Source organism: Variovorax sp. WDL1, from assembly GCF_001541225.1.
Classification (GTDB): domain Bacteria; phylum Pseudomonadota; class Gammaproteobacteria; order Burkholderiales; family Burkholderiaceae_C; genus Variovorax.
The window spans coordinates 110,645-131,820 of sequence record NZ_LMTS01000026.1; the positions used below are offsets into that span (position 1 = coordinate 110,645).

At 63.2% G+C, this 21,176-nt stretch carries 21 protein-coding genes, 1 other RNA gene and 1 pseudogene; 16 read left to right on the plus strand and 7 right to left on the minus strand.

All coding sequences use genetic code 11. From position 1 onward, the window contains the following. Both APY03_RS42330 and APY03_RS04175 read right to left on the minus strand, forming a co-directional pair. Nucleotides 1-687: pseudogene (locus APY03_RS42330) on the minus strand (RNA-guided endonuclease InsQ/TnpB family protein); the annotation flags it as partial. Between the two features lie 871 nt (nt 688-1,558). Continuing rightward, the gene (locus APY03_RS04175; RefSeq protein WP_068674196.1) at nt 1,559-2,779 is read right to left on the minus strand and encodes a phospholipase D-like domain-containing protein; all 1,221 of its coding nucleotides are present in this window, start codon (nt 2,777-2,779) and stop codon (nt 1,559-1,561) included. A gap of 198 nt (nt 2,780-2,977) precedes the next feature. On the opposite strand from APY03_RS04175, the gene APY03_RS04180 reads away from it, so the two are divergent. The 4 genes from APY03_RS04180 (at nt 2,978) to APY03_RS04195 (ending at nt 5,648) form a co-directional block, all read left to right on the plus strand. Then, nucleotides 2,978-3,628 (plus strand): hypothetical protein, encoded by a 651-nt coding sequence (locus tag APY03_RS04180; protein WP_068674198.1) that lies wholly within the window; start codon nt 2,978-2,980, stop codon nt 3,626-3,628. 392 nt (nt 3,629-4,020) lie between these two features. Next, nucleotides 4,021-4,329 (plus strand): hypothetical protein, encoded by a 309-nt coding sequence (locus APY03_RS04185; protein ID WP_068674201.1) that lies wholly within the window; start codon nt 4,021-4,023, stop codon nt 4,327-4,329. 79 nt (nt 4,330-4,408) lie between these two features. Continuing rightward, nucleotides 4,409-4,771 (plus strand): hypothetical protein, encoded by a 363-nt coding sequence (locus APY03_RS04190; protein ID WP_068674203.1) that lies wholly within the window; start codon nt 4,409-4,411, stop codon nt 4,769-4,771. A 130-nt stretch (nt 4,772-4,901) separates the two neighbouring features. Next, on the plus strand, nt 4,902-5,648 hold the full coding sequence (locus tag APY03_RS04195; RefSeq protein WP_068674205.1) for a hypothetical protein: 747 nt from the start codon (nt 4,902-4,904) through the stop codon (nt 5,646-5,648). Between the two features lie 16 nt (nt 5,649-5,664). Here APY03_RS04195 and APY03_RS04200 read toward each other — a convergent pair whose 3' ends face one another. Beyond that, nucleotides 5,665-6,570, minus strand: coding sequence for a Mom family adenine methylcarbamoylation protein (locus APY03_RS04200; RefSeq protein ID WP_443082795.1), 906 nt, complete (start codon nt 6,568-6,570; stop codon nt 5,665-5,667). A gap of 119 nt (nt 6,571-6,689) precedes the next feature. Here APY03_RS04200 and APY03_RS04205 point away from each other — a divergent pair, with 119 nt between their 5' ends. From APY03_RS04205 to APY03_RS04225, 5 genes are read left to right on the plus strand one after another with little or no spacing between them, the layout of a single operon-like run. Further along, entirely contained in the window at nt 6,690-7,862 is a 1,173-nt protein-coding gene (locus tag APY03_RS04205) for a hypothetical protein (RefSeq protein WP_068674209.1), read from the plus strand. 55 nt (nt 7,863-7,917) lie between these two features. Continuing rightward, nucleotides 7,918-8,559, plus strand: coding sequence for an aspartate/glutamate racemase family protein (locus APY03_RS04210; protein WP_162487212.1), 642 nt, complete (start codon nt 7,918-7,920; stop codon nt 8,557-8,559). Next, the gene (gene nadE, locus APY03_RS04215) at nt 8,556-9,542 is read left to right on the plus strand and encodes an NAD(+) synthase (RefSeq protein WP_068674213.1); all 987 of its coding nucleotides are present in this window, start codon (nt 8,556-8,558) and stop codon (nt 9,540-9,542) included. Before APY03_RS04210 ends, nadE begins: the two co-directional genes overlap by 4 nt. Beyond that, a complete protein-coding gene (locus APY03_RS04220; RefSeq protein ID WP_083944152.1) occupies nt 9,539-10,294 on the plus strand; it encodes a 2OG-Fe(II) oxygenase in 756 nt (251 codons plus the stop codon). The genes nadE and APY03_RS04220 overlap by 4 nt, the downstream gene beginning before the upstream one ends. Next, a complete protein-coding gene (locus APY03_RS04225; RefSeq protein WP_146039542.1) occupies nt 10,291-11,997 on the plus strand; it encodes a hypothetical protein in 1,707 nt (568 codons plus the stop codon). The genes APY03_RS04220 and APY03_RS04225 overlap by 4 nt, the downstream gene beginning before the upstream one ends. Before the next feature lie 78 nt (nt 11,998-12,075). On the opposite strand, the gene APY03_RS04230 is transcribed toward APY03_RS04225, so the two are convergent. After that, nucleotides 12,076-12,501 carry a hypothetical protein gene (locus APY03_RS04230; RefSeq protein ID WP_068674216.1) on the minus strand — a complete coding sequence of 142 codons (426 nt, stop codon included), beginning with the start codon at nt 12,499-12,501 and terminating at the stop codon, nt 12,076-12,078. A 279-nt stretch (nt 12,502-12,780) separates the two neighbouring features. Between APY03_RS04230 and ssrA the strand changes: the two genes are divergently transcribed. The 4 genes from ssrA (at nt 12,781) to APY03_RS04250 (ending at nt 15,924) form a co-directional block, all read left to right on the plus strand. Then, nucleotides 12,781-13,126: a transfer-messenger RNA gene (ssrA, locus tag APY03_RS04235) on the plus strand. Nucleotides 13,127-13,207: 81 nt separating this feature from the next. Then, on the plus strand, nt 13,208-13,708 hold the full coding sequence (gene smpB / locus APY03_RS04240) for an SsrA-binding protein SmpB (protein WP_083944153.1): 501 nt from the start codon (nt 13,208-13,210) through the stop codon (nt 13,706-13,708). 614 nt (nt 13,709-14,322) lie between these two features. Next, on the plus strand, nt 14,323-14,988 hold the full coding sequence (locus APY03_RS04245; RefSeq protein ID WP_068674220.1) for a hypothetical protein: 666 nt from the start codon (nt 14,323-14,325) through the stop codon (nt 14,986-14,988). Nucleotides 14,989-15,222: 234 nt separating this feature from the next. Then, nucleotides 15,223-15,924: a hypothetical protein gene (locus tag APY03_RS04250; RefSeq protein ID WP_068674222.1), complete on the plus strand. Its 702-nt coding sequence runs from the start codon at nt 15,223-15,225 to the stop codon at nt 15,922-15,924. Between the two features lie 125 nt (nt 15,925-16,049). On the opposite strand, the gene APY03_RS42335 is transcribed toward APY03_RS04250, so the two are convergent. Both APY03_RS42335 and APY03_RS04260 read right to left on the minus strand, forming a co-directional pair. Then, nucleotides 16,050-16,403: a hypothetical protein gene (locus APY03_RS42335; RefSeq protein WP_068674224.1), complete on the minus strand. Its 354-nt coding sequence runs from the start codon at nt 16,401-16,403 to the stop codon at nt 16,050-16,052. A gap of 205 nt (nt 16,404-16,608) precedes the next feature. Further along, a complete protein-coding gene (locus tag APY03_RS04260) occupies nt 16,609-16,914 on the minus strand; it encodes a S26 family signal peptidase (RefSeq protein WP_068674226.1) in 306 nt (101 codons plus the stop codon). 299 nt (nt 16,915-17,213) lie between these two features. Here APY03_RS04260 and APY03_RS04265 point away from each other — a divergent pair, with 299 nt between their 5' ends. Beyond that, nucleotides 17,214-18,176: a hypothetical protein gene (locus APY03_RS04265; protein WP_068674228.1), complete on the plus strand. Its 963-nt coding sequence runs from the start codon at nt 17,214-17,216 to the stop codon at nt 18,174-18,176. Between the two features lie 161 nt (nt 18,177-18,337). On the opposite strand, the gene APY03_RS04270 is transcribed toward APY03_RS04265, so the two are convergent. After that, a complete protein-coding gene (locus APY03_RS04270; protein ID WP_068674230.1) occupies nt 18,338-18,562 on the minus strand; it encodes a hypothetical protein in 225 nt (74 codons plus the stop codon). Between the two features lie 181 nt (nt 18,563-18,743). On the opposite strand from APY03_RS04270, the gene APY03_RS04275 reads away from it, so the two are divergent. Next, entirely contained in the window at nt 18,744-18,998 is a 255-nt protein-coding gene (locus tag APY03_RS04275) for a hypothetical protein (protein WP_068674232.1), read from the plus strand. Between the two features lie 333 nt (nt 18,999-19,331). Next, nucleotides 19,332-21,143 carry a putative bifunctional diguanylate cyclase/phosphodiesterase gene (locus APY03_RS45295; protein WP_269475654.1) on the plus strand — a complete coding sequence of 604 codons (1,812 nt, stop codon included), beginning with the start codon at nt 19,332-19,334 and terminating at the stop codon, nt 21,141-21,143. The last annotated feature ends 33 nt before the right edge of the window (nt 21,144-21,176 follow it).

Below are 21,176 nucleotides of genomic sequence, written 5' to 3' on the forward strand. Positions count from 1 at the left end.
ACGCACCCGGTGCGCCTTGCCAGCGCGCTGCGCGGTGGCAATCTTCGACTCGAGGTCGCGATAGAAGCGCTGGGCGTCCACCGAGGTCCCCGCAGAGTCGGTCATATGGCTCTTGAGCCCCAGGTCGGCACCAATGGCCCCTTTGAGGCCCTTGGGCGACGGCTTGGCCTTCGGCTGCACCTTGACCGTGACGTTCAGGAACCAGCGTCCGCGCACGTCCTCGCTGATGCTGCCCGCGCCGAGCTCGCGGTCGGCGAGACCGTAGCTGTCCCAAAGGCTCAGAAGATGGCCCTGGAAAGCCACCTGCCCGCCCTTGTAGCGCAGCGAGCGAGCCTTGAATGGAATCCACCCCAGGCTCCGGTTCGCGCGCTTAGGGTCGGAGACGCGCCAGCGCAGGCGCGCCTTCTTGAACTGCCGCCGGCGCGTGGCGAACTCCTCGGCAACCTGCTGGAACACCGCAGAGCCCACGAGCAGGCCCGCTTTGCTTGCGCCGTTGAGGTACTTCTGAAAGTCGAACCCGCTCATGAAGCGGCCCTCGCGGCGCAGCACCTGCTGGCCGAGGTCGTTGCAGTAGTTCCAGACCTGGTTCACGTCGCGCGCCATCGCGCGCAGCACGGCCGCGTGCTTGTCCTTCAGCCGAAGCCGAAGGACACGCGTCGAGAGCGGGGGGCAACTGGGAAGGGACACCGAGGCGTTGTTGTTTCAACTGTTGTTTCATCCAGTGTATCGCTGCATTTTAGATAGAGCAATGCCTTCGGCTGCAAACAACCCGCGATTCACTCCCCGCCCTAAAGGATGGGCTTCTCTCGCGTTGGCTTCTGGTGAAGCTGACGAACGCGCAAGTTGGCCCTGCGCAGCTTGGTCTGACGACGTTTGCAGCCTTCTTCGGATACGGCTACCTCCTGGTGCTAGTTTGCTGGCGGTTTCGGCACTTCATCGAGTAGTCCGCGCGCGGATTTCGTTCGGGGTCAGCCCCAGCATCCGGCCAAAGTAGATGTCGCCGTAGAGCCCGGGCAGCGCATCGACGAAAGGTTTCGGAAGTTCGAGGTATGCTGCCCTGGCTTGGACACGCTGAAACGCCTGGCCGTTGCTGCTTGGCACCCCTGGTCTCGCCTCTTGGCAACATCGGCCAGCAACACAGCTTGCTTGCCGCAAGATTCCAGCACCGCGTCATCTGCACTTTGCGGCCGTGCCGCCTGTTGACCTCTTGTCCCTTGCGGGCTTGGCTGAGCTGTCGCGGAGCAACGCTCCCAGCTCATCTGGTATGCCGCCTGCCCCGGGCTACCCAGCACCACCCAAGTCGCTTCAGCTTCGCCATGGTTGCCGTGCGGTCGTCGCAGGCCGCCATCGTCTTTGGGTCGCCGCCGGAGCCCCCACGACACTGACTGTTCTGCCGCTCGACCAGCGCCTTCAATTCAGACGCTTCGTCGGCCGCGGAAGCACTAGCAACATGAAATGCAGCCAATGCGCACGCGAGGGTAAGGAGGAGTTTCATGCCCGCATTCTGCTGCATGCCCGCGATTGAACAGACCTGCGTCTGGCCATCACGAGGGAATAGTCAGCGCGTGGCGGGGTCGTAGTAGATGGCATCCAGCAACGCGGCACGCCCGGCCCAAATCCGCTTCTCCAGCGGGTCCGTGGGCTCGGGCGCGAGCCACCAGGGCGAGCTGCGAATCCGAAGTACGATTCGCTCCCAGTAGTTGTCGAGAGAGGTGTTGTTCGCAACGGCAAAGTGCTCTGCGATGCCCTTCTTGTTTGGCCTGCTGATGCAAACGAACTGGTCCGGCCGCTTCATTGCGAGCAGGCGCGTTCCGGTTGCGATGCCGCCCGAGGCGCGTAGGTCTTCGCTCAGCGCGCCCATGAACTCTTCTCGGAACAGCTCGTAGTGTTCCAGGTTTACGGGGCCGGTTTGCGGGATGAAGTCCAGCGCGCGCGACAGCCCCTCCGGCTTATTGATGACAGTGGTGCTGAACGAGCCACTGGCACCCATCGCGCCAAACCAGGCCCACTCATGGCCGTCCTTCTTGGCTTGTGTCCCGCCCATCGTGCCAGCAATGCGCTTGCGGACGTCTACATCGAGCTCGGCGTATGTGGGCTTGGAACGGAACATTGCGCCCAGTTGTTCCAGCACCTGCAGCCTTCCCTCAAGCGTATGGTCCGAGTTCGGGTTTTCAATTTTGACCCGGGCAACGAATTCCTGCCACGCCAGGTCCTGTGGTCCGGGAATGTCGTCTTCCGCCTTGGACTTTTTTACAGGCACCCACCGCGCAAGCTCGTCATGCGCGGCCTTGGCGCGGCGGTGATTGGCCTGGTAGCTGTAAAGCCACTCGGGGGTGACATCGACCCCAGCGCCCCACGACTGGGCAACGAAGGCAAAGAGCTTCTGGAGTCCGGCGTCGGTCGCGTTGCCGCGCATCAGGGTGCTGGCTTCAATGTTCGTCGTGAAAGCTCGATTCGTCAGGTTGTGACTGCCCACCACGGCGGTCCAGTCCTCCTTGCTTCGGAACAGGTAGACCTTGGGGTGGAAGAGCGGACCCTCCGGAAGCATGACCTTGAAATTCGGCATCTCCTGGAAGCGTTCAATGACCGACGGCGCGGTCACGTATCCGTGCGTGCCGACGACGAGGTGGCGGAATTTGGCGCGGTGCTCAAACGCCGCCTCGAGAACCTGGTTGTCCGTGGCCCAAGCCACCGCCCAAGCGGCGAGGTCGCATTTTGCCATCAGGTCGACGAGCGTATTCGTCGTTTGTTTGCTGTCCGTCAGTAACTCTACTTGCATTGGTCTTCCTCTTTCTATTTGTTGGCCAGCATTATGGGCAGCGAGACGGCGACCAAGCGAGGCAGGATGTCACGGAGCGACTTTTCTCGCACGGCGCGATGCGATGCTGCGCCGGAGCGTAGTGCCTCGGACTTGCCGACGATTGAATGTGTCTATACAATATCAAACATCAAGCACACCTAAAACGAAAGGGAGTCCATGGCGAAGTTCAAAGATGCGCACCTGCAGAAGCTGTACGACGGAATGCTCGCCGCGGCTGCCGACAAGAACAGTGAGCTCTATCACGAGGGCCAGCCTCGTCGCGGCGCGGGGCACCGGGCGGCGTTCTGGGATGGCTTCTCCGGAAAGTACACGCTTAACGGCGCAACTCGGTCGGCCAACGTCGTGCCAGGCACCTTCAGCTCCGCCTGCTTCCAAGCTGGTCAGGCCTGGGCGCGCAAGCTTGCCGCTGAGAGCAAGCCCGCGTCGAACCGCGGCGGTGCTGGCCGCAATCAGGGTCGCAAGCCGGGGGCACCTGACGGGCTTCGCAGGAAGGCTCGAGGGGTGCGCTTTTCTGATACCGAATGGGAGGACGCGAAGCTGGTCGGCATCGACGTCGTTCGGGCCTTTGTTGCGCAGCGTGCCGCTGAACTGCGGGCCCTCCCTGGCGAGGTCCTTCTGCACCTGCAAGCATCACCGGAGCCGCTCGAGGCCTACCAGGTCGCCAAGGCCTTGGGCGGAAGGTTGACACCAATGGAGGCCGGCCGGGTGCTCGCCGGGCTCGAGCAAGATGGGTTTGTCGCCAGTGACGATGAAACGGGCACCGCTAACGACCTGTATCGGCGGTTTCGCGCCGCGCCAGGCCGTTAGACAAGGAGCCTGACCCGTACCGGCGCGCCTGGTTGCGCTTGCGCGGAACGGCGTTTAAACGCAATCCCTGTACTGGGCCAATGCCCCGCCATCACTTTAAGCACCGAGCGTCTTTCCACTCTTGCACCTTAGCAAGACTGGAGACCTCGATTGACTTTCCCCACCCCCGCACGCCCGCGTAAGGGCACCCCTTACCAACTGGACATCGTCGCTGCCAACGGCAGCACGCAAACCCAGTACTTCGACACGCTCACCGCGCTGTCCCAGGCTCTGAAAGGCGCCTGGCACAACCACGACGACTGGCTCCGCCGACTCGAGCCCACACCGGGCACACCGTCGCATGGCCGGAGACGCACCTGCGTGCCTACAGCCCGCGCGGCAAGGCCCTGGACGTGCCTACGCTGTACGCCAATGCACGCCCCGCCTGGTACGACTCCGGCCGGTACCCTTCCCGCGGCTACAGCAACCGGCGCGGCTCCGTGTACGGCATCCGCAAATGGCGTGGCGGACCGACCTACCGCAACTGCGCGACCATGGCGCAGCGCCGCCAAAACGCAGCCTGGCACCCTGAGGAAGGCGAGGTGGAATGCCGCGCGACCAGACGCGACGCCTACCTGTTCCACTCCTGGGACGGCCGCCCGCGCGGCGTCGAGCGGTCCTGGAAGTCCCAACACAAGGGCCGAAAGGCCTGGGACCACTGAGGAACGCTATCCTTGCCAGGCTGTACTGCGAAATCGCCGCGAGGCTACACGTGGCAGGACACTGAAAACAAGGAACCACATGGACTCAGCCCAACACGCCCAGCTCATCCAGACCATCAAAGGCCAACTGGCTGCAGCAGGCTGGAAGAAAGAGAGCGGCACCGGCGTTGCAAGCAAGGTATTCCAAACCGCCGTCGGGCCCAAGGTCGCTCACGCGTACGTGAGCCGTGGCGACGGGTACAACGTTACGCTCTCAGGCGACTACCAAAGCGAGGGCCGCAATGCCCTAGAGCCTCACGGCACGCTCATCCCTGAAGGCGCCGATGAAGACGCGGTACGGCTGCTCGCACGGAAATTTGCCGTAAATGCGGACCAAGTCATCTCACAGACCTACGCGGCACGGCTGCATCAGGTCAAAGCGGTCACCGTCGCTCGCGACTGAAACTCTTCGCCCCTCCTGCCCTGCGCAGCGAGGGGCTTCTTCATGGCGAAGCACTTCGGTCACCGTTCGGCTAGTGCGCATGCGATGATTTGGGCCGTCTCCTACGGAGGAGGCTCTTCATTCGCCAAACATGACCCCAACTTTAACTATCGAAGACCTCCTGGAGGCGCTCGGCAATGACTGTGCGAAGCATGGGAGTGCGCTAATACCGGCCACCGCCAGCGACCTCGATGCGACTCCGAGGTTGCGGTTCGCGTGGGAGGATTTCCTGAAGGCAGTCGCCGCTGAAAAACCAAGCGCCGTCTTTTGGCAAAAACAATGCTTTGTGCCAGAGGACTACGTCCAGGAATGCATGGAGGAAGAGGGTTGGAAGCCCGTATTTGAGATGAGCCGCAGAGGTCGCTGGCCAACGCCGGCCGAGACTAGTGCGCACGTCGCCGCAGACCTGGCCTTGGTCGAGCGCTTCAGCGGCCAGCCCTATTTCATCTTGGCGATGTACACAAAGGATGGCGCGTTCCGTACCTCCAGCGTATTACTGACCTGGGCCAATGAAATCGCGGAGAAGATTTCCGATTTCATCGAACAACGTTTCGATGACGAGGCCGTATTGCAGGAGCAGTTGCACACGCTGGAGGCAGAGCGAATTGAGCGGCTTAGCTCGGAAATTGCCGCAAGCGCGGAGTTCCAGCAAATCCGCGGGCTACCGAAGCGGCTCCTGTGGGTCCAGGCGACCTATGGCGGCAAAATTCCCCCTCACAGCCGTGGCAGGATTGAGCGCATCTCCCAAAACGTGGACTACGTGGACGCAAATCTGGCGTATGTAGTAAAGAAGGCCCACGACAAGACCTGGGTTGCAAGCAACGTCGGAAAGGCATGAGCGGAGAGCCTTTCGCTCAGGTGCTCGGTATCAGCGCAACCCGCCGGTGCGAATCGGACTGCTTAGGGTACGGCTGCGGAGGCTGAAAGCCCGACATCACAATCGCCTTCTCGCCGGTGCGTCCCAGCGGCCAGGCGTAGACATGATTGCCCGGATGCTTCACAGGCCGCAGGAGGCCGCTTCGAAGAACTCCGTCGAGCCACTGGGCTGGCTCCTGGCCGAACGGCCGTGCCGGTGCACCAAGGTGAACCAGCGCGCGCTCGGCCGCCTCGTGTCCCGACTCCAGAAGACGAATCTTTGAGAGCGAGCGGGGACTGACCACGCGCCCAGACGCCGTGACGTGATGCGTTCGAGGGGTCCCTCGCCCCAGGTACCGCCCGTTGAATGCCTGGTAGCAAATGCCGACATGCCCAGGCATCGTCAGTCCCCCGTCCTCGTCTCGCCTGGGCACTGGGTCGGAGTACGAGACGACGGCCTTCATCGCCGGCTTCACCTTCTTGAGCAGGTCGAACGCGCGACCCAGGAAATAGGTCTCGCTGCAGTAGGGAGCGGCGTCAAGCAGCACCAGGCGGCCTAGCTCCAAGCCTTCGCTCGGGGGCACAGAGCAGTACTTCGGAATCACCCGTTGGTTCATGGGCACGGAGAACACCGCGACGCCCATCAGCTCCGCTTTGGGACCAAACAGGCCCACGCGTACGACGGACGCTACGAACGACCGGCTGTAGTGGTGGGCCTCCACGAACTTTCTTGCGACGCCCTCCGTGATGAGGTCCACAGCGAAGTCCCCCTTCCTAAATCCTTCGTCCCTGTCGACACGGAAGGACGACTTGCCGTCCCGCCACCGTTGCGTAGGAATTGGTTTTCCAGAGGAAGCGGGGGCGCACAGGCCTCTGGCGACTTGTAGTTTAGATTGCATGTGCATTTAGTTTATACGGTTTCCGCGGTCCGTAAATCAACCTTGCTCCCACGTTCTTCTATAGGTGCCATAAACCGTGTCGCTTTTCTGTCTTGACCGCAGCGCTGCTGCCAAGGACGACCGCGATGGCATCTACCTACTTCTCGACTGCGCAACTGCGCCCCTACCTTGACCGCACCAGCATCGGAGCGACGGCCCTCGTGGTCGCCATCCTGAGCGGCGCGCCGCATGACCGCAGTGGCGCACCGACCCGCTGGCCCGTGCTCGAACGCCTGACAGTTGGGCAGCTGCTCTGCGACTTCATGGTCCGAGTCGAAGCGCTCGGCGGAGAAATCGTTACGCCCGAAACGGTAGCCGGCCGGGCCTGCATGGACGCCATCGCACCCCTGCTTTGGCACGAAGGCCTGGTCGATGACAACTGGGAGCCCCCCGGCCGGCAGCTGGACGCGTGCATCGCGCTTGCGACGCCGCTGCTGGCACCCGTCCTGGGCACGAGCGTCACGGAGCTTCTGCAGTACCGGCCGGGCGCGACCGGATTCATCGGCGGGTACGCGAGCATGGTGTCCGACGAGCTCGACGTGACCCTTCAGAACTACTTCGGGGGAAGGGTCGACAAGAACGGGGTCGCCCGCCTCGCCGACAACCTGCCTCTGGCGGCGGGGGAAGGCCTCGTGCTGTCGATGTGGCGTGCCGGCCTGCACCGCTATGCCGAGGACGGCGAGAAGCTCTACGACATCGCTGCCTTGGTCTCTGATGCCAAGGGCCGGCCCGTGGCCACCTTCGACGCTCGAATCGTCTACCTTCGACGCGGCCAATCTGCCGCCAAGGCGCTGTGGACGCTCGACGCCTATGACGAAGCTGGCCTCAAGCTTGGGACCAGCCTCCATGTGCTCGAGCAGCATCAGCGGCTCCCTGATAGCTTTTATGACGGCAAGGGCCTCCTGTTCCTGGAAGCATTCGAGGTCCGGCACGACCTGCGCGGTCAGGGGCTCGGGGCCGAGCTGCTGAAGGAGTTGCTCCCGCTGGCTCTGGGTGGTTTGCGCCGTCGTGTCAGCAAAATTGCCATGGCGCCCTTCCCGCTCCAGTACGACTATCCGGTCTCCGAGAAGCTGCCGCCGCAGCTGGTGATGGACGCCGTGGACGCCGTCGAGTCGCTGCGAGCGCACATCGACCGCGTCCGGCCGCAGGACCTGCACCCGTGGACCGCGGGCAGCGACATCATCTTCCTGGGGCAGGACCCCCGCGCGACCGGGACGCACGACGAGCAGCTCTACCTGCTTTCAGAGCATGCGAGCTGAGACAGCACCGGCCCGCATCGGCATCTTGGGCGGCGCGGGGCCCTTCGCGAGTGCGGTGTTCCAGGTTCGGCTGGTCCAGGCCTGGGCGCGTCAGATGTCCGGCGCGTGCCTCCAAGACGAGCACTACCCCGCAATCATCCACCTCAGTGAGGCCTTGCAAGGACTCGGCGCCGACGGCGTGGAATGCCGCCGTAGGGCCGCCGCTTCGCTTGCGCGCGGTGTGTCGCTGTTGAAAGAAGCGGGTGCCGCCTTCGTCGCTGCGCCTTGCAACAGCCTGGGCGAGGTCCTGACCAACTGCACGGGCACCCTCGGTCTTGAGGTGTTCACCCCATGGAACTCGGCACCCGCCATGCGACAGCCCGCGTCCACGGCGGTGCTGTGTTCCAAGAGCATGAGGGCGTATCTCTCCGCGCGCTACCCAGAATTGATTTTCCCGAGCGACGCCGCCCAAGCCGCAGTTCAACTGCTCATCGAGCAGGGGATGGCGGGTCAGGCTCCCTCAGCTTGCCTACTGCAGGCGCTCATCTCCGAGCAGCTGCGCCGCGGCGTCGCCGAGGTGCGCATTGCCTGCACAGAACTGTCGTGCGCGCAGCTCGAACCCGATGAACGGGTGCTCGACACCATGAATTGCCTGGTGCGCGCCACGGCTGACCGTGCGCAGGCGCTATTTCGGGCCTCCTTCCAAGCCTCAACATGAATCACTATCCCCCTCCTGCCAAGCACGCCCTTCCGAGCGGCCTCACCGAGCTGCTTGCCCAGCTTCGTCTGGAGGATGCGTTTTCCGCACCTGACTACGTTTGGCGTAAGGGCAATGCGCTGAACGCCTACCTTCGCGCATCGGGGCTCCGGGCCGCCGTGGTGGCCGTGAGCGGGGGCGTGGACTCCGCCTTGGTGCTGGCGCTGGTCAAGGCGGCCAGCCAACAGCCCGGCTCGCCGATTCAGCGCATCGTTCCCGTGCTCCTGCCGGTCTTCACCGATGGCGCTGCCACCAACCAGGACCTTGCAACGTCACGCGGCGTGGAGCTCTGCGGCGCGCTTGAACTGCTGCCTGTCGTTATCGACCTGTCGAAGGCGCACCTGGCGACGAAGACGCTCGTCGACAACGCGTTGTCGACGTTAGGCGAAGGCTGGGCCTCGGGCCAGCTGGTGGCTTATCAGCGAACTCCGGCGCTTTACTACGTCACCAGCCTTCTGACCCAGGCCGGCACGCCCGGCATGTTGATTGGCACGACGAATCGCGACGAGGGTGCGTACCTGGGCTACTTCGGCAAAGCCTCGGACGGCCTCGTGGACGCACAGCTCATCTCGGACCTGTACAAGTCCCAGGTCTATGAGGTTGCCCGGCACCTGGGGGTGCCGTCCTCCATCCTCGAGGCGACGCCGACCGGAGACATGTACGACGGCCGCACGGACGAAGAAGTCTTTGGCGCCAGCTATGACGCTGTGGAGCTCTTCCTTCGCGAGAAGGCCTGTACCGATGTCGCCCGGCGAATTGCGGCAGTTGGTATGGCAGATGGCCGGAGCGACCGATTTGCGAGCCAGCGCGCGGCGTTGGAGGACCTTCACCGCTACAACCACCATAAGTATCTGGGTAAGTCGCCGGCGGTGCACTTCGACCTTTGGGATTGCCGAATCGAGGGTGGGTGGGACTACCACGTGGCCAGGGAAGCCAGGCAATGAAGACCGAGGCAAGCGCCCCCATTGCCTCCTTGTTCACGATGAGCGCCCTGCCGTCCGCGCGCGGGCCCGGCGCTCGCGCACGAAGGCTCCCCGTGCCGGGCGAAGCTTGGCATATCCGGGGCCTGATTCAACCCGAGCTTGTCGAGGCCATGCGCCGAGAGGTCCTGTCGGCGCCGAGCGTGCCAGTCGGGCCTGACGGCATCCTCAGCAACTTCAAGCCTGGAACCCACCCAGCCTCCTGGCGTAGCAGCAGCTTCAGCGCGGAGTTGGCGAGCCATCTCTGGTCCTGCCTTCCCTCCTCCCTGCTCGAGCCACGCGCGTTCAGTGAGCACGACCGAGCAGACCACGACGGCCATTCGCTCTGGAACCCGGTTGGCGTCAACGCCTTGCATCGATTCATTCGTTACGAGCCCGGCAGTGGCCATCTGGTGGGTCACTACGACGCTCCGTACATCGAGAGCGAAGCTCGCAGGACGCTTTTCAGCCTGGTCGTGTACCTGAGCGACAACGAAAGCGGTGAGACGAGGTTTCTGCGTGACGCGCAGGACCCGCTCCCCTTCGCAGCCCGAGATTTCAGTGACTGGTCCCGAAATGCCAATGCCGACGAGGTGCTGCTGGCAGTGACGCCCCTAAAGGGCGATGCCCTGTTGTTCGAGCACCGAATGCTTCATGACGGAGCTCCGGTCCTCGGGCAGGAGAAGCTGATTTTGAGAACAGACCTGGTCTTCGAGCGAACGGGGGCGCCCACTTGACGGAACGCCACCCCCGCCCTGACCGCTTTGTCGCCAAGGCGCTATTGGACCCCTACTATGCGCCGCTCGCCGCCGCCGGCGCGAGCCACGAGACGCTCCGAGCCGCCGGTTTCATTGACGACCTCCTGGACGGCAGCGTTCGGGCGCACCCTTGCTGGTCGCCGGCGATGCTCACGACGCCCTTGATGAAGGTGCGACGAGCACTCGCCCAGTCGCCGGAAGACGCCCGAAAACTCGTTCTCCTGTCGACGGGCAGCTACTCCCCGATGCACGAAGGGCACATCGCCCTCATGGAGCGAGCCCGGACGCACGCGCAGGAGCTCGGATACACGGTCGTAGGCGGCTATATGTCCCCTTCCCATGACGCCTACGTCAGCGTGAAGAACGGCGGTACGGCGGCGCTGCATGCAGAGCAACGAATCGCGCTCGCCGAGGAGGCCGTCCGCCACAGCGACTGGCTCTCCATCTGCCCGTGGGAGGCACGGCATGCGCCGGAAGCCCTCAACTTCACGGATGTGCTCGACCGCCTAGCGGCCTACCTGGCCAGGCACGTTGACGCAATTGAGTTGGGATACGTCTTTGGCAGCGACAACCTGGGGTTCCTGGCGGCTTTCGCAGAACGCGGCCTGGCGTTTTGCGGTGTTCGAGGCGAAATGACCACTGAAGCGCTGCGCGAAACCCATGCGCTCCTTGGCGGCCGTGAGCATCGCCTTCACATGATGCCCGCTACGCGCGCGACGCGGGCCGAGACCGCATCGTCTACCAAGGTGCGTAGCGGCAACCTCTCCCTTATCCCCGAGGCAGCGCGTGCGCGGTACCGGGCGCTCGTGCAGCCGCCGAGCCAGGCCCCGACGATGACACCGGCATACCTCGTTCGTCGCGACCTGGCCCATGCGACGTCCAACTGGGGGGTCGACGCTGCGGCCCAGGCCGAGTTCGAGGAGTCGCTCATGGACGTTCTCGCTTCGAGCCTCGGCGCCGCCGGCGTGGTTCACGGCATCCCGCTGGCGGCGCAAATCGAGTTGGCAACTGCAGCGCGCGAACCCGAGACGTCGATGCTGAGCCTGGACGCGTGCGTTCTGGGCGATGCGCAGCTGCGTGTGAGCCGGCTCTTTGACGTCGGAGGTGGCCAAGTGTTCTCGTCACAGCGCGTACCGAGACCCGGGGCCGCGGCCCTCGCGCTGCAACTGGCCAGCCTCGACCGGTCCCGGAAGTGGCGTGTGCTGGATGATGACAAGGCCACGGGGGACACGGAGCATTCCGTGCACGCCCTCCTGACGGCAGAAGGCGTCCAGGTGGCCGGCTTCACCTACCTGAATGAGGCCTACCTGCGGGGAACCGAGCTGGCGGAGCGCGAAGTGCTCGACATCGTGGATGCGAGGGACTTTCTGCTGGGAGCGAGGGACGGCGGGCTCGTCATCGAATTGCCAACAGGGGAGACAGCCCGCGCGCCCTACATGCTTCCTTTCGTCAACCTGGTCTTTAGGGCCAAGATTCCCGCTGAGGCATGCAACCGCCTCTCGCGCCAACTGTGGGAGCTGAACGTCGCGTGGCTGGAGGCCTACGCGCCGCGGCTCACCGTTTCAGACGCGGACCCCGCTTCAGGCGCCCTGCTGACATACCTGGGCTTTGCCTCGACGACAACGCTGGGTGACTGCTGCAACGCGTTGTCCGCGTGGTCGGGCGACCTCAGCCTTCGCTAGTGCCGGCCGGGAGCTCAAGAAAAGGAAAGGCCTCCTCCAAATTGGAAGAGGCCTGAAGGAGGTCAGCGGAGCCGAGCGTTACGCCGGTTCGAGCTCGCGTTCGCGGAACGCAACGCCGGAAATGGCCATGTCGAGGCCCTTCCTGAGCTTCTCGCAGAGGTCGTCGTAGCCGTGCGCCACGTAGGTGGCCTTGCGGAAATGGTGGGGGTTCACGTTGCCGCCAAAGATAGCCGGGCTCAGCGTGTCATCCGATTCGAGGTCCATGTGCCAGGAGAGCACGTAGACGTCCGGTTGGCTGGAGTAGCCGTTGAAGTAGACGGTCACCTGCAGGCCGCGAGGCGTGTCGATTTCAACGTGAATTCCACGCGGGCCGGGGTACTCGCCGCCTTCGCGCCGGGTGGAGGTTGCGCCGCAGTCGCGAACGAGTTTTTCAACGCCTTTTGCCATCAGCTCGCGGTCGCCTTTGCGGAGCACGGTGAGCCCGAGCGTCTTGGTCTTCTTCATGTGAGTGTCCTGTGTGAAGTGGTCCTCCCTCGTGTAGGAACGGACCTGGCACCAAGGGGCGAGGCACGCGCCCCGCTAAAATGAAAGCCGCGCTCGACGGGCGGCAGGTTCATCCTGTTGCGACGCTGGCAGCAGGCGACGACTCGCCAAAATATGGGCTTGAGACCGCGACGACCCACGCCGCGTGCGCGAGCTCTTGGCTGCCAATAGCGTTCCGCGCCCTAGCGCTCTGACTTGGTCGCGTCGCCTATATGCTGAACCAACGAAACGTCGAGTTTAAAAGCCTCAGCTGCTTGCTGCGCTTGTGGCGATGTGCTATACTGACGACATCGTTGTATATCCTCTGAATCGGAAACGTGTCTAAATGGGGTTCGATTCCCCACACTTCCACCAAGAAACGCTTTAGATGAGGCGTTTGTTGATGGGGGTGACCTGGATTCGAAGACGGGCGGAAGTGCAGGCGGCAACGCGGGTTGGGACTACCCGGCAAGGCTTAGGTCTTGTAGAACAGAACGACATGACAATTGCCAACGAAAGCAATTTCCGCCTCGCTGCTTAAGCAGGCCGGGGTCTAAAGGCACCCTGTAACCTAAGCCTTTGTGAGCCGCAGCAATGCGGCTTGCCGGCGCCTCGATGTACTCACGTGCATCGGGGCGTTTGACCCTCTGGCGCGCTCACGCGCCGCCCTCCTCTCAAGGATTCCATCGTGACTGCACCAAACCCCGCACAAAGCGGACCTCGACAGCGCGAAACTCGGACGGTCGTGGACAACCGCCAGGCGCGACACCTCTACTTCATCGAAGACACCTTCGAAGCCGGCCTCATGCTGCGCGGCTGGGAGGTCAAGGCCATCCTGGCCGGCCAGGCCACGTTCAATGGCGGCTCCGCCTTCATCCGCCTCAAGGACGGAGAGGCCTTCGTCGAGTCGCTCACCATCACCCCCCTGGCACAAGCACGCAAGGGTCTGCTGGAAGAGCTGGAACCCACCCGCCCTCGGCAGCTGTTGCTCAACAAGGCTGAGCTGCGCAAGCTCGAGCGCCGCGTGGACGAGCGCGGCTACACCGTTGTGCCGCTCGCCCTGACGTACACACGCAAGCTGAAGCTGAACATCGGCTTGGCCAAGGGCAAGAAGCTGCACGACAAGCGCGATACGGTTCGTCAACGTGACCAACAGCGTGACCTCGCACGCGAGCTGAAGGCGGCATAGCCGAAAACGGAACGCGGGAGATAGGGCCAACGGCTTTGCGAGCCCGGGGGCCCTCTGGTACACAAGCGCGCACGGGAGCGAGATTGGCTGGCTATACGCAGGAGGACAACCAACCCGCTCCCAACTATGTGCCAACCATCTGCTCTGCCTACCCGGACCATCGCAATCGCGTCGGCCGTTGCTGCCTGCGCCGTCGCAGGTTCGTGCGCCAAGACCTGTTCCACTCCGCCTGCAGACTGCTCCGCGAAACCTGGCGGCCTGACTTCTCGCGCAGAGTCGCCGCAAGCTGCGCCTGAAGAAGTCGCGCCAGACGGACGCCCGTCCGGTGACCAAGTCGACGGCGCGGACCCCCAGAGCTAGTCCCTCCCCTCCCTCGAGACCCGCCTTGTGCGGGTCTTTCTTCCCTGCGCCAGAACCCTGGACGCGGGCGCAGCCACAAGGGGTCCGTTGGCGGAAATCCGTCGGATGGGGAAGGCGAAGCCGCTTCCTGCTGACCAGGCTTGTGAGCAGAGGCCTTCGGGTTCTAAGAGCGCAGCACACTCACTTCGCCACGCGGGGTGGCGGCACGGGGGCTGGTTCTACACGAGGTAGGTCAACTCTTATAGGAGCCATCCATGGCACTCTCTTCTCGTTCCAATCTGCTCTTCGAGGTCGCTGGCGTCGTTCGCGAGGCCTACAAGCTTCTTGATAACAAGCAAGGCAACAACGGTCGCGCGATTCGCCGGTTCATCCGACGGCACGGCGGCTGCGTCAACGGACAAATCGTCTTCGTGCAATCTTTCTGCTTCGAAGACGGCTACTCCCCTGAGCAACTCGCGGCCGTCGAGCGCTACGCCAAAACAATCGACGAGCTGAATGCGACGTTTTTCCCCGCGGACGTCGTGATTCAGAAAGTCGGCTGCGCCCGTGACGACGACTTCGGTTCGGTCGCGAACGTGTACATCGTGCAGCTGGACATTGACACTGCCTCAGTGCGTGAGATGCGCCACCTGGTGCATCTGGTGCTGGTCCTCAACGACACGCTCCAAGAGTTCGCAGTGTCTCGCAACGCCACGGCGTTGTTCGACTACCCAGACTACGTGTACCGAGGGCTGGGCTGCGATTGTGCCTCGGCGACATGGGCTGTCGAGGGAAAGGACAAGCAAGGCAGCAGCGGTGTGCTCGAGTGGTGCATCGATGAAGTCGACGCTCTAGAGCGTCTCGCTCTGATGCAGGCCCACCCGCATCGCTTCCCCGAGCTGAGCGTGGCGAGTCCAGCAATGCTGGGCATAACTGCCTGAGCGGATATCCGCTGATTCCCGCCTGGAGCTAACACTCCAGGCGGTTCTTTTTGCCCCTCGGCGGTGCCCGGTAAGAAAGAGCGTGGCTCCTCGGCGAAGCCCTGATGTCCTGGCCGAAGCGGCCACGGCTGCGCTGTTGTGGAATCTACAGCGGCTGCTGTGCAATGTACAACGGTCGGAGATGAGCTTGACGGCAGATGGCTACACCCATCAGGCCAACCGACATTTCATCTCATGCAAACCTTGACTTCAGCACACCCGTCCTTCCGCTACCTCTGGAGCAGCAACAGGTCGGATACCTCCACGCCCAAGTACCTTGCCGCCAGAAACGTCCTGGTCGGAGAGGCTCCGCCGTCACTCGTTGGCAACTGGGCAAACGGGCGCGCCGCACGGCTCGTCCAGAAGCTCGGCTTGAGCAAGGTCAGCGAGTTCGAACTGGAGGACCTCGGCGAAACCAACAGCCTTGTCATCCGCAACCTCTTGCGTTCGGTGCTCCAACCAGTCCTCGGCGAGCGCAGCATCCGTTACCTGTCAACAGACTACGGGGCTATCGTCGGCGGCGGCTTGCCCTACCACCACGACATGCCCTACTCGAACGGTATCTTCGGCGCCTGGTGCATCGAAGGACCGCCCGAGCGGACGGTGCGTTTTGGCGAGATGGACATCGAGGTGCCATTTAAGCCAGGCACCGTGGTTGTGTTCGACCCGGCACAGCCACATGCGTTGCTCAACGGCAAGCGCCAGTTCGAAGAAACGGACTACGCACCAACCGACCTTGTCGGCATGGTGGGGTTCGTGGCCCTGAGGACGCCAAAGGCTTGTGCCGCTCTCGGCATCGAGGCCTACGGACCCAAGAAGCACAAGGGCATCCGCACCACCCCGAACCAGTTCGAGGCGTGCCCCCGCACGGGACGTATCCCTGGGCTGGCACGTTAAAAACTACTTCTGAAGACCGCCCTCGCCGGCGGTCTTTTTTTTTCCTTGTGCCGTTGACCCGACCGGCGAAGAGAAAGCCCCGTCCAAATGGACGGGGCTGGTGAAATCAGAGATGCGCGGTGAGCCTAGGCGGAAACCAGGCCTTCGGCGACAGCGTCGACGTGGGCACTGCGCCAGGCGATGTCTTCGCTCGGGTAGCTGTAGTTCGACTGCCACTGGGCGTCGCCGAGGCGCATCCAGGTGTAGCCGTTGGCGCCGAGCTGCACTCGGTAGCCTTGAACACTGAGCGCCTCGTGGCTGAAGTCGTCTGGAACCAGGGCGATGTTGACTTGCTCCAGAACGTAGGCGGAGAACCGGTCCATGGCTTCGGGGTCCTGGTGGAGAAAAGCCAGTGCGACCTGGCCCTGCAGCTCGGCGGACCAGTTGTTGTCAGTTGCGAGCTCGCTGAAGAGGCGCTGAGATTTGGTAGGTGTTGGCATGTCGCTCCTGTTGCGTGGTGAGGTCCTAAGCCGTCTAGCGAATCCCGTGGACGGCCAGGACGCGGCCTACTTTCGCGCGTTCGGGTTGCCGGTTCGTTGGTCGGTCCCACTGGGCAAGAAAGCGCAATGAAATCAACGGCTTGATGCCGACTGGAGCCTCGCCCGTGCCGCCAAACCTTCCGGTTCGTTTGCCGTTCGCTGTGCGCTACTCGACGACGGCGCAGACCTTGCCGAGAACGCGTTCTCGGGCCGTCCAGCCGTTCTCGTGCCCATGGGCATTGGCAATGAGCACCTGCCCGTCCCGCACGGCGCCGATGAAATGCAGGTAGTCGGCCCCGCGTACACGCGCGAGCACGATGTCCCCAACGCCAGGCGCGCTGCCCGCTAGGATGGGCTCGAGGGTGACGAGCTGGCCACTTCGCATGTGGGGCCGCATCGAGTGGCCGCGCGGCCGGAAAGATACGACCTCGCCTGCTCGAAGCTTCTCGATGTAAGGCGCGGCCCAGCCCATGGTGCTATCGGGCGGGCGGCGGCGTCACCGCCACAACCCGCAACGCGATGTCGGCAACATTAAATAGGGCTGCAGCCCACCGCAGGCTACCTATACGCGTTCTAGGCCACCTTGCGCCTATCTCTCCGCGCCCACAACGGGTCGCCCTCACCGGCGGGAGAAGACAAGGCGTTGCTTCGGCAACGAACTTTCGAACCACGTTTCCTAAGGCTCGCGCCAAAGGACGTCGAAGGACAAAGCGGAAATCAGGTCTCTTCGGAGACTTTCGGCGCCCAGGCGCAAATCCAAAGGAAATCGCAATGACGACAGACAACCAACAAGTGACCCAAGTGGTCCAGGCAATCAAGCGCGCGCTCGACGTGGACCATGGCATCAAGGTGCCCCATGCAGCGCTGCGCGCCAGCTACCTGAAGGCGCAGGGCAAGCACCCGCACGCTTTCGCCAAGTCGCAGAAGAGCGAGGCATCGCAACAGGCTCCGGCGGCACCGGTCACCACGAAGTGGGCGACGCGGACGCTGTACCTGGTCGAGGACGACATCGGATGCCTCGAACGACTTGCACTGGACGAGGCCGGCGAATATCAGCTGCCCAACAGCTTCGACTTCGCGCCGAGCGCTGAACTCGTCTCCCAGAAGGCCCGCATTCCTCGCATCCAGAAGTACGGCATCCCCGTGTACCTCCAGGAGCCCGAAGTGTTCTACCGCAACCGCTTCCTCCTGAGCCAAGCCAAGGCCTACTCCGCTGAGACGGTCGATACGCGCGACGACTCTGGCGACACCTGTGAGCTCGGCGTGCGGATGCCAGATGTGGAATGGCACCGCTTGGTGCTGGCGGTTATCGACGATAACCCAGGGGTCTGGGACACCATCGCCGAATGGGTGGGGCAACACTACGGAGCGAACATGCAGGCGATGTCGCGTGCTCATCAGGCTGACTGGTGCATGCGGTTCATCCAGCAGGGCGTCGAGTCGGAAACAACCGCCGCGGAAGGCAAGGCCACTTCGGCCTGGGTCACCCTCAGCTGGGTCTATCCAGACGAAGACGGCGACTCGGTCGAAGCGGCCGTGAACCTCTCCACCGGCTTGGTAAAGGCCATCGGCGAGGTGCCAGCCGACGTAGGAAGCGCCACAGTCCGAGTTCGCATCGAAAGCGAGCTTCTTGACTCCGAATGGCTTGAGGTGCGCCAGGTGAAGGCCAACGACGTGACGGCTTGGCAGGTACTTGACGACGACCTCGAGGAGCTTCGAGGGAACCTTGGCTGAAGCCGACCTTTCGGCCTCAGGCCTAAAGCTCTGAGACCCTGACAATCTTCTTTCGAGCCCGCATTCTTCGGAACGCGGGCTCCTCTTTTGGCCAGGCGTTGCCGGCCCTCCAAAAAAGAAGCCCCCGAAGGGGCCTTTTTCTGCTGGCGGCGAGCTCGCGCCTACCGTCGAAGCGCGGCTGCCGCTTGTCCGGAGAGCGTGAGAAGCGACCGCACCTCGTACCCGTCTCGAAAGACGATGTCGATTTGCCCGGCAACGGGCTCGGTTGACCTCGCCGCGGCGTACTTGTTTTCAGGCGTTTTGTAGACGACGACTACGCAGCGCGCTGTCTTGCTGAAATTGCGAGCCACGCCTGTCGCCTGCCTGCGGGTGGGGTAGATATTCATGGTGCACCTCCGACTTATAAGCGAATGGTAACCCGAACGTACTCATTCGCATGGCCAGGCGCCCTAAAAGAAGCGGGTCGCGTGCACTTTACACAACGCACCTGGTCTGCGCTTAAGACCTTCGCGCCGTCAGAGGGCTATACCGAATAGTCCAACTGCGCACAGCGCCAACAGGAGAACCGTGCCTGGCTTCATTCGCTTCAGCCTCCCCGCCTCGCTCAGCAAGGGCGCCATAGCACCTGGTAGCTTCGTCCGCGACCTAGCGGCCGCCGCCGGCGTCAAGCTCATCTTCGGAGACTACCACGGAGACGACTATCTTGTGCTTCCGGACGAAGAGAGCGAGCAAAACGCCATCAAGGAACTCCTCGGCGGAAGCAACAGGTACTGGGAAGCCGTAGAGGCGTTGCCTCACCACCTTCGGTATCACATCGCCTAGCCTGATTTCACAACGCCCCGGTTACCTCGGGGCGTTTTCATTGAGACCCCAGGCCGGCGACGCAGCTGCCAGCAGGGACGCGCGCTCTTGGAACGACGTCCCACGCCCCGCGTGCCGTGTGGGGAGGAGGGCGCGCCTTCCGCTGTCGCCAACACCGAGATTCTTGGCATCGGCCCGTGTTCTGCAGCCCCTTCGCGGCAGGTGCGCACACGCCTAAACCCGGCACTTTCTACCTATACGCTAATAAAACGTGGCTCTTCACTACAGGTCTTGACCGCCACCAGAGTGCCTCCCGCGCCTTGGGGCGACTTGAGTACAGGACACAAGACCTCTATGCACAGAAGCAAAAAGAACCCGATGTTTTTGGATATCGAAGCCGCCTTATCGGCGAACTTCGGCCGCGTTGTCGCGCCTGAGCCCGAACCTCAGGCAGAGTGCGACGCGCGAGACCTGAAAGCAATTCTGAACGCCTCAGGGGCGCTAGCCATCTACATCGATTCGGGTGGGCGCATCCTCCATGCGAGCGACGCCTCGGCCGAACTGCTCGCCTATCCGAAAGAGCACCTGCTGCGCGCGTCGCTTTCGGACATCGTGGCGCCTGACCACCGAGACATCTTGTCGGGCTTGCTGCGAAACGCCTGGGCGCGCTCGACGGATGAGCACGCACGGCTTCGGTTCACCGGCGGATTGCCCGAGAGCGTCTGGCTCGAGGTCACCATACGCCCGGACCCCACGCCGGACGGCCTCAAGCGCTTCATTCTGTTCGGCTACAACGTTTCGGGATGGGTTTTGGCCGAGGAGAGCCTCAAGGAGGAGTCCATGGCGGACCCGCTCACCGGCCTCGGTAATCGGGCGCTGATGCGCAAGGCCATCTCTGAGCACATCCTGACGGCGGTTCGAAACAGGAGCCAGTTCGCCGTTGCCATTCTCGGCCTGGATGGGTTCAAGAAAATCAACGACTCGCTGGGGCACGACGTGGGCGACGGCCTGCTGAGGGAAGTCGCGACGCGACTGAAGGCGGCAGTCCGCACCTCGGACATCGTGGCACGCCTGGGCGGAGATGAGTTCGTCCTGTTGTTGCCTGGCGCCGGCGAGGCCAAGGTCGCTATCGAGCTCGCGGAGCGCGTCGTCGCTACGCTGCGCAAGCCATTTCACTTGGCCGGCTGCCAGCTGCGGGTGACCACGAGCCTGGGGTTGACCCTCTCCGGCGACGACCCGGACCTGACAGAGTCCTCGCTCATGAAACGCGCGGACATCGCGATGTACCAGGCGAAGGCCCAGGGGAAGAACCGGGTCGCAGTGTTCACCCCTGAGATGGACCGGAAGCAGCAGGTGCAGTTCGCGCTCGAGCAAAACATGTTCGACGCCGTACAGAACGGCGAATTTTCGCTGCAGTACCAGCCTATCTGTGCGCCGTCCACCGGCGAGGTCTGGGGCCTCGAAGCCCTGATGCGCTGGGAGCGACCCGATGGCTTGATTCCGCCGTCGACGTTCATTCCACTGGCGGAACACAACGGCCTCATCAATTTCCTGGGTGACTGGGCGCTTCGGTGCGCCTGCGCCCAGCTTGTCCACTGGGACTCGATGGGCCTGCACTTCAAGTACATCTCGGTCAACGTGTCCCCAGTGCAGTTTCAGCATCCCGCGTTCGTCGAAAGCGTCAAACGTGCCATCGCGCTGTCGGGCGTCGATGCCCGGCGGCTGGTCATTGAAATCACGGAGGGCGCGCTCATGGCCGACCCGGAGCATGCCGGGCGGCTGCTAAGCGAACTTCGGCAGGCCGGGGTGCGGTTTGCGGTCGACGACTTCGGCACGGGCTACTCGAGCCTGGCCTACCTGCAGCAGTTTCCGCTGCAGGCCCTCAAGATTGACCGAAGCTTCGTCGCCGAGATGCTCCAGTCGGGCCCCAGCAGGACCATCGTCTTCGCCATTCTGTCGCTCGCCCGGGAGCTCGGGCTCATGTCGGTCGCAGAAGGCGTTGAGACGGCCCAACAGTGCGCGCTGCTCTCGGAACACGGATGCGACTTCAGCCAAGGCTGGCACCACTCCAAGGCCCTGCCGGCCGCGCAACTCGAACAAGCCATCACATCGGGCGCATTAAAGCTCCACGCTTGCCGTCAGGATTCGAAGGACCACCAAGCATGACAAAACTCACCAAGGCGCGTTTCTTCGAGACGC

Bases quoted from the DNA above. Each gene is read 5' to 3' on its own strand.
- APY03_RS04175 (WP_068674196.1), bottom strand. From the start codon at position 2,779: ATGCAAGTAGAGTTACTGACGGACAGCAAACAAACGACGAATACGCTC.
- APY03_RS04180 (WP_068674198.1), top strand. From the start codon at position 2,978: ATGGCGAAGTTCAAAGATGCGCACCTGCAGAAGCTGTACGACGGAATG.
- APY03_RS04190 (WP_068674203.1), top strand. From the start codon at position 4,409: ATGGACTCAGCCCAACACGCCCAGCTCATCCAGACCATCAAAGGCCAA.
- APY03_RS04195 (WP_068674205.1), top strand. From the start codon at position 4,902: ATGACCCCAACTTTAACTATCGAAGACCTCCTGGAGGCGCTCGGCAAT.
- APY03_RS04200 (WP_443082795.1), bottom strand. From the start codon at position 6,570: ATGCACATGCAATCTAAACTACAAGTCGCCAGAGGCCTGTGCGCCCCC.
- APY03_RS04205 (WP_068674209.1), top strand. From the start codon at position 6,690: ATGGCATCTACCTACTTCTCGACTGCGCAACTGCGCCCCTACCTTGAC.
- nadE (WP_068674213.1), top strand. From the start codon at position 8,556: ATGAATCACTATCCCCCTCCTGCCAAGCACGCCCTTCCGAGCGGCCTC.
- APY03_RS04220 (WP_083944152.1), top strand. From the start codon at position 9,539: ATGAAGACCGAGGCAAGCGCCCCCATTGCCTCCTTGTTCACGATGAGC.
- APY03_RS04230 (WP_068674216.1), bottom strand. From the start codon at position 12,501: ATGAAGAAGACCAAGACGCTCGGGCTCACCGTGCTCCGCAAAGGCGAC.
- APY03_RS04245 (WP_068674220.1), top strand. From the start codon at position 14,323: ATGGCACTCTCTTCTCGTTCCAATCTGCTCTTCGAGGTCGCTGGCGTC.
- APY03_RS04250 (WP_068674222.1), top strand. From the start codon at position 15,223: ATGCAAACCTTGACTTCAGCACACCCGTCCTTCCGCTACCTCTGGAGC.
- APY03_RS42335 (WP_068674224.1), bottom strand. From the start codon at position 16,403: ATGCCAACACCTACCAAATCTCAGCGCCTCTTCAGCGAGCTCGCAACT.
- APY03_RS04260 (WP_068674226.1), bottom strand. From the start codon at position 16,914: ATGGGCTGGGCCGCGCCTTACATCGAGAAGCTTCGAGCAGGCGAGGTC.
- APY03_RS04265 (WP_068674228.1), top strand. From the start codon at position 17,214: ATGACGACAGACAACCAACAAGTGACCCAAGTGGTCCAGGCAATCAAG.
- APY03_RS04270 (WP_068674230.1), bottom strand. From the start codon at position 18,562: ATGAATATCTACCCCACCCGCAGGCAGGCGACAGGCGTGGCTCGCAAT.
- APY03_RS45295 (WP_269475654.1), top strand. From the start codon at position 19,332: ATGCACAGAAGCAAAAAGAACCCGATGTTTTTGGATATCGAAGCCGCC.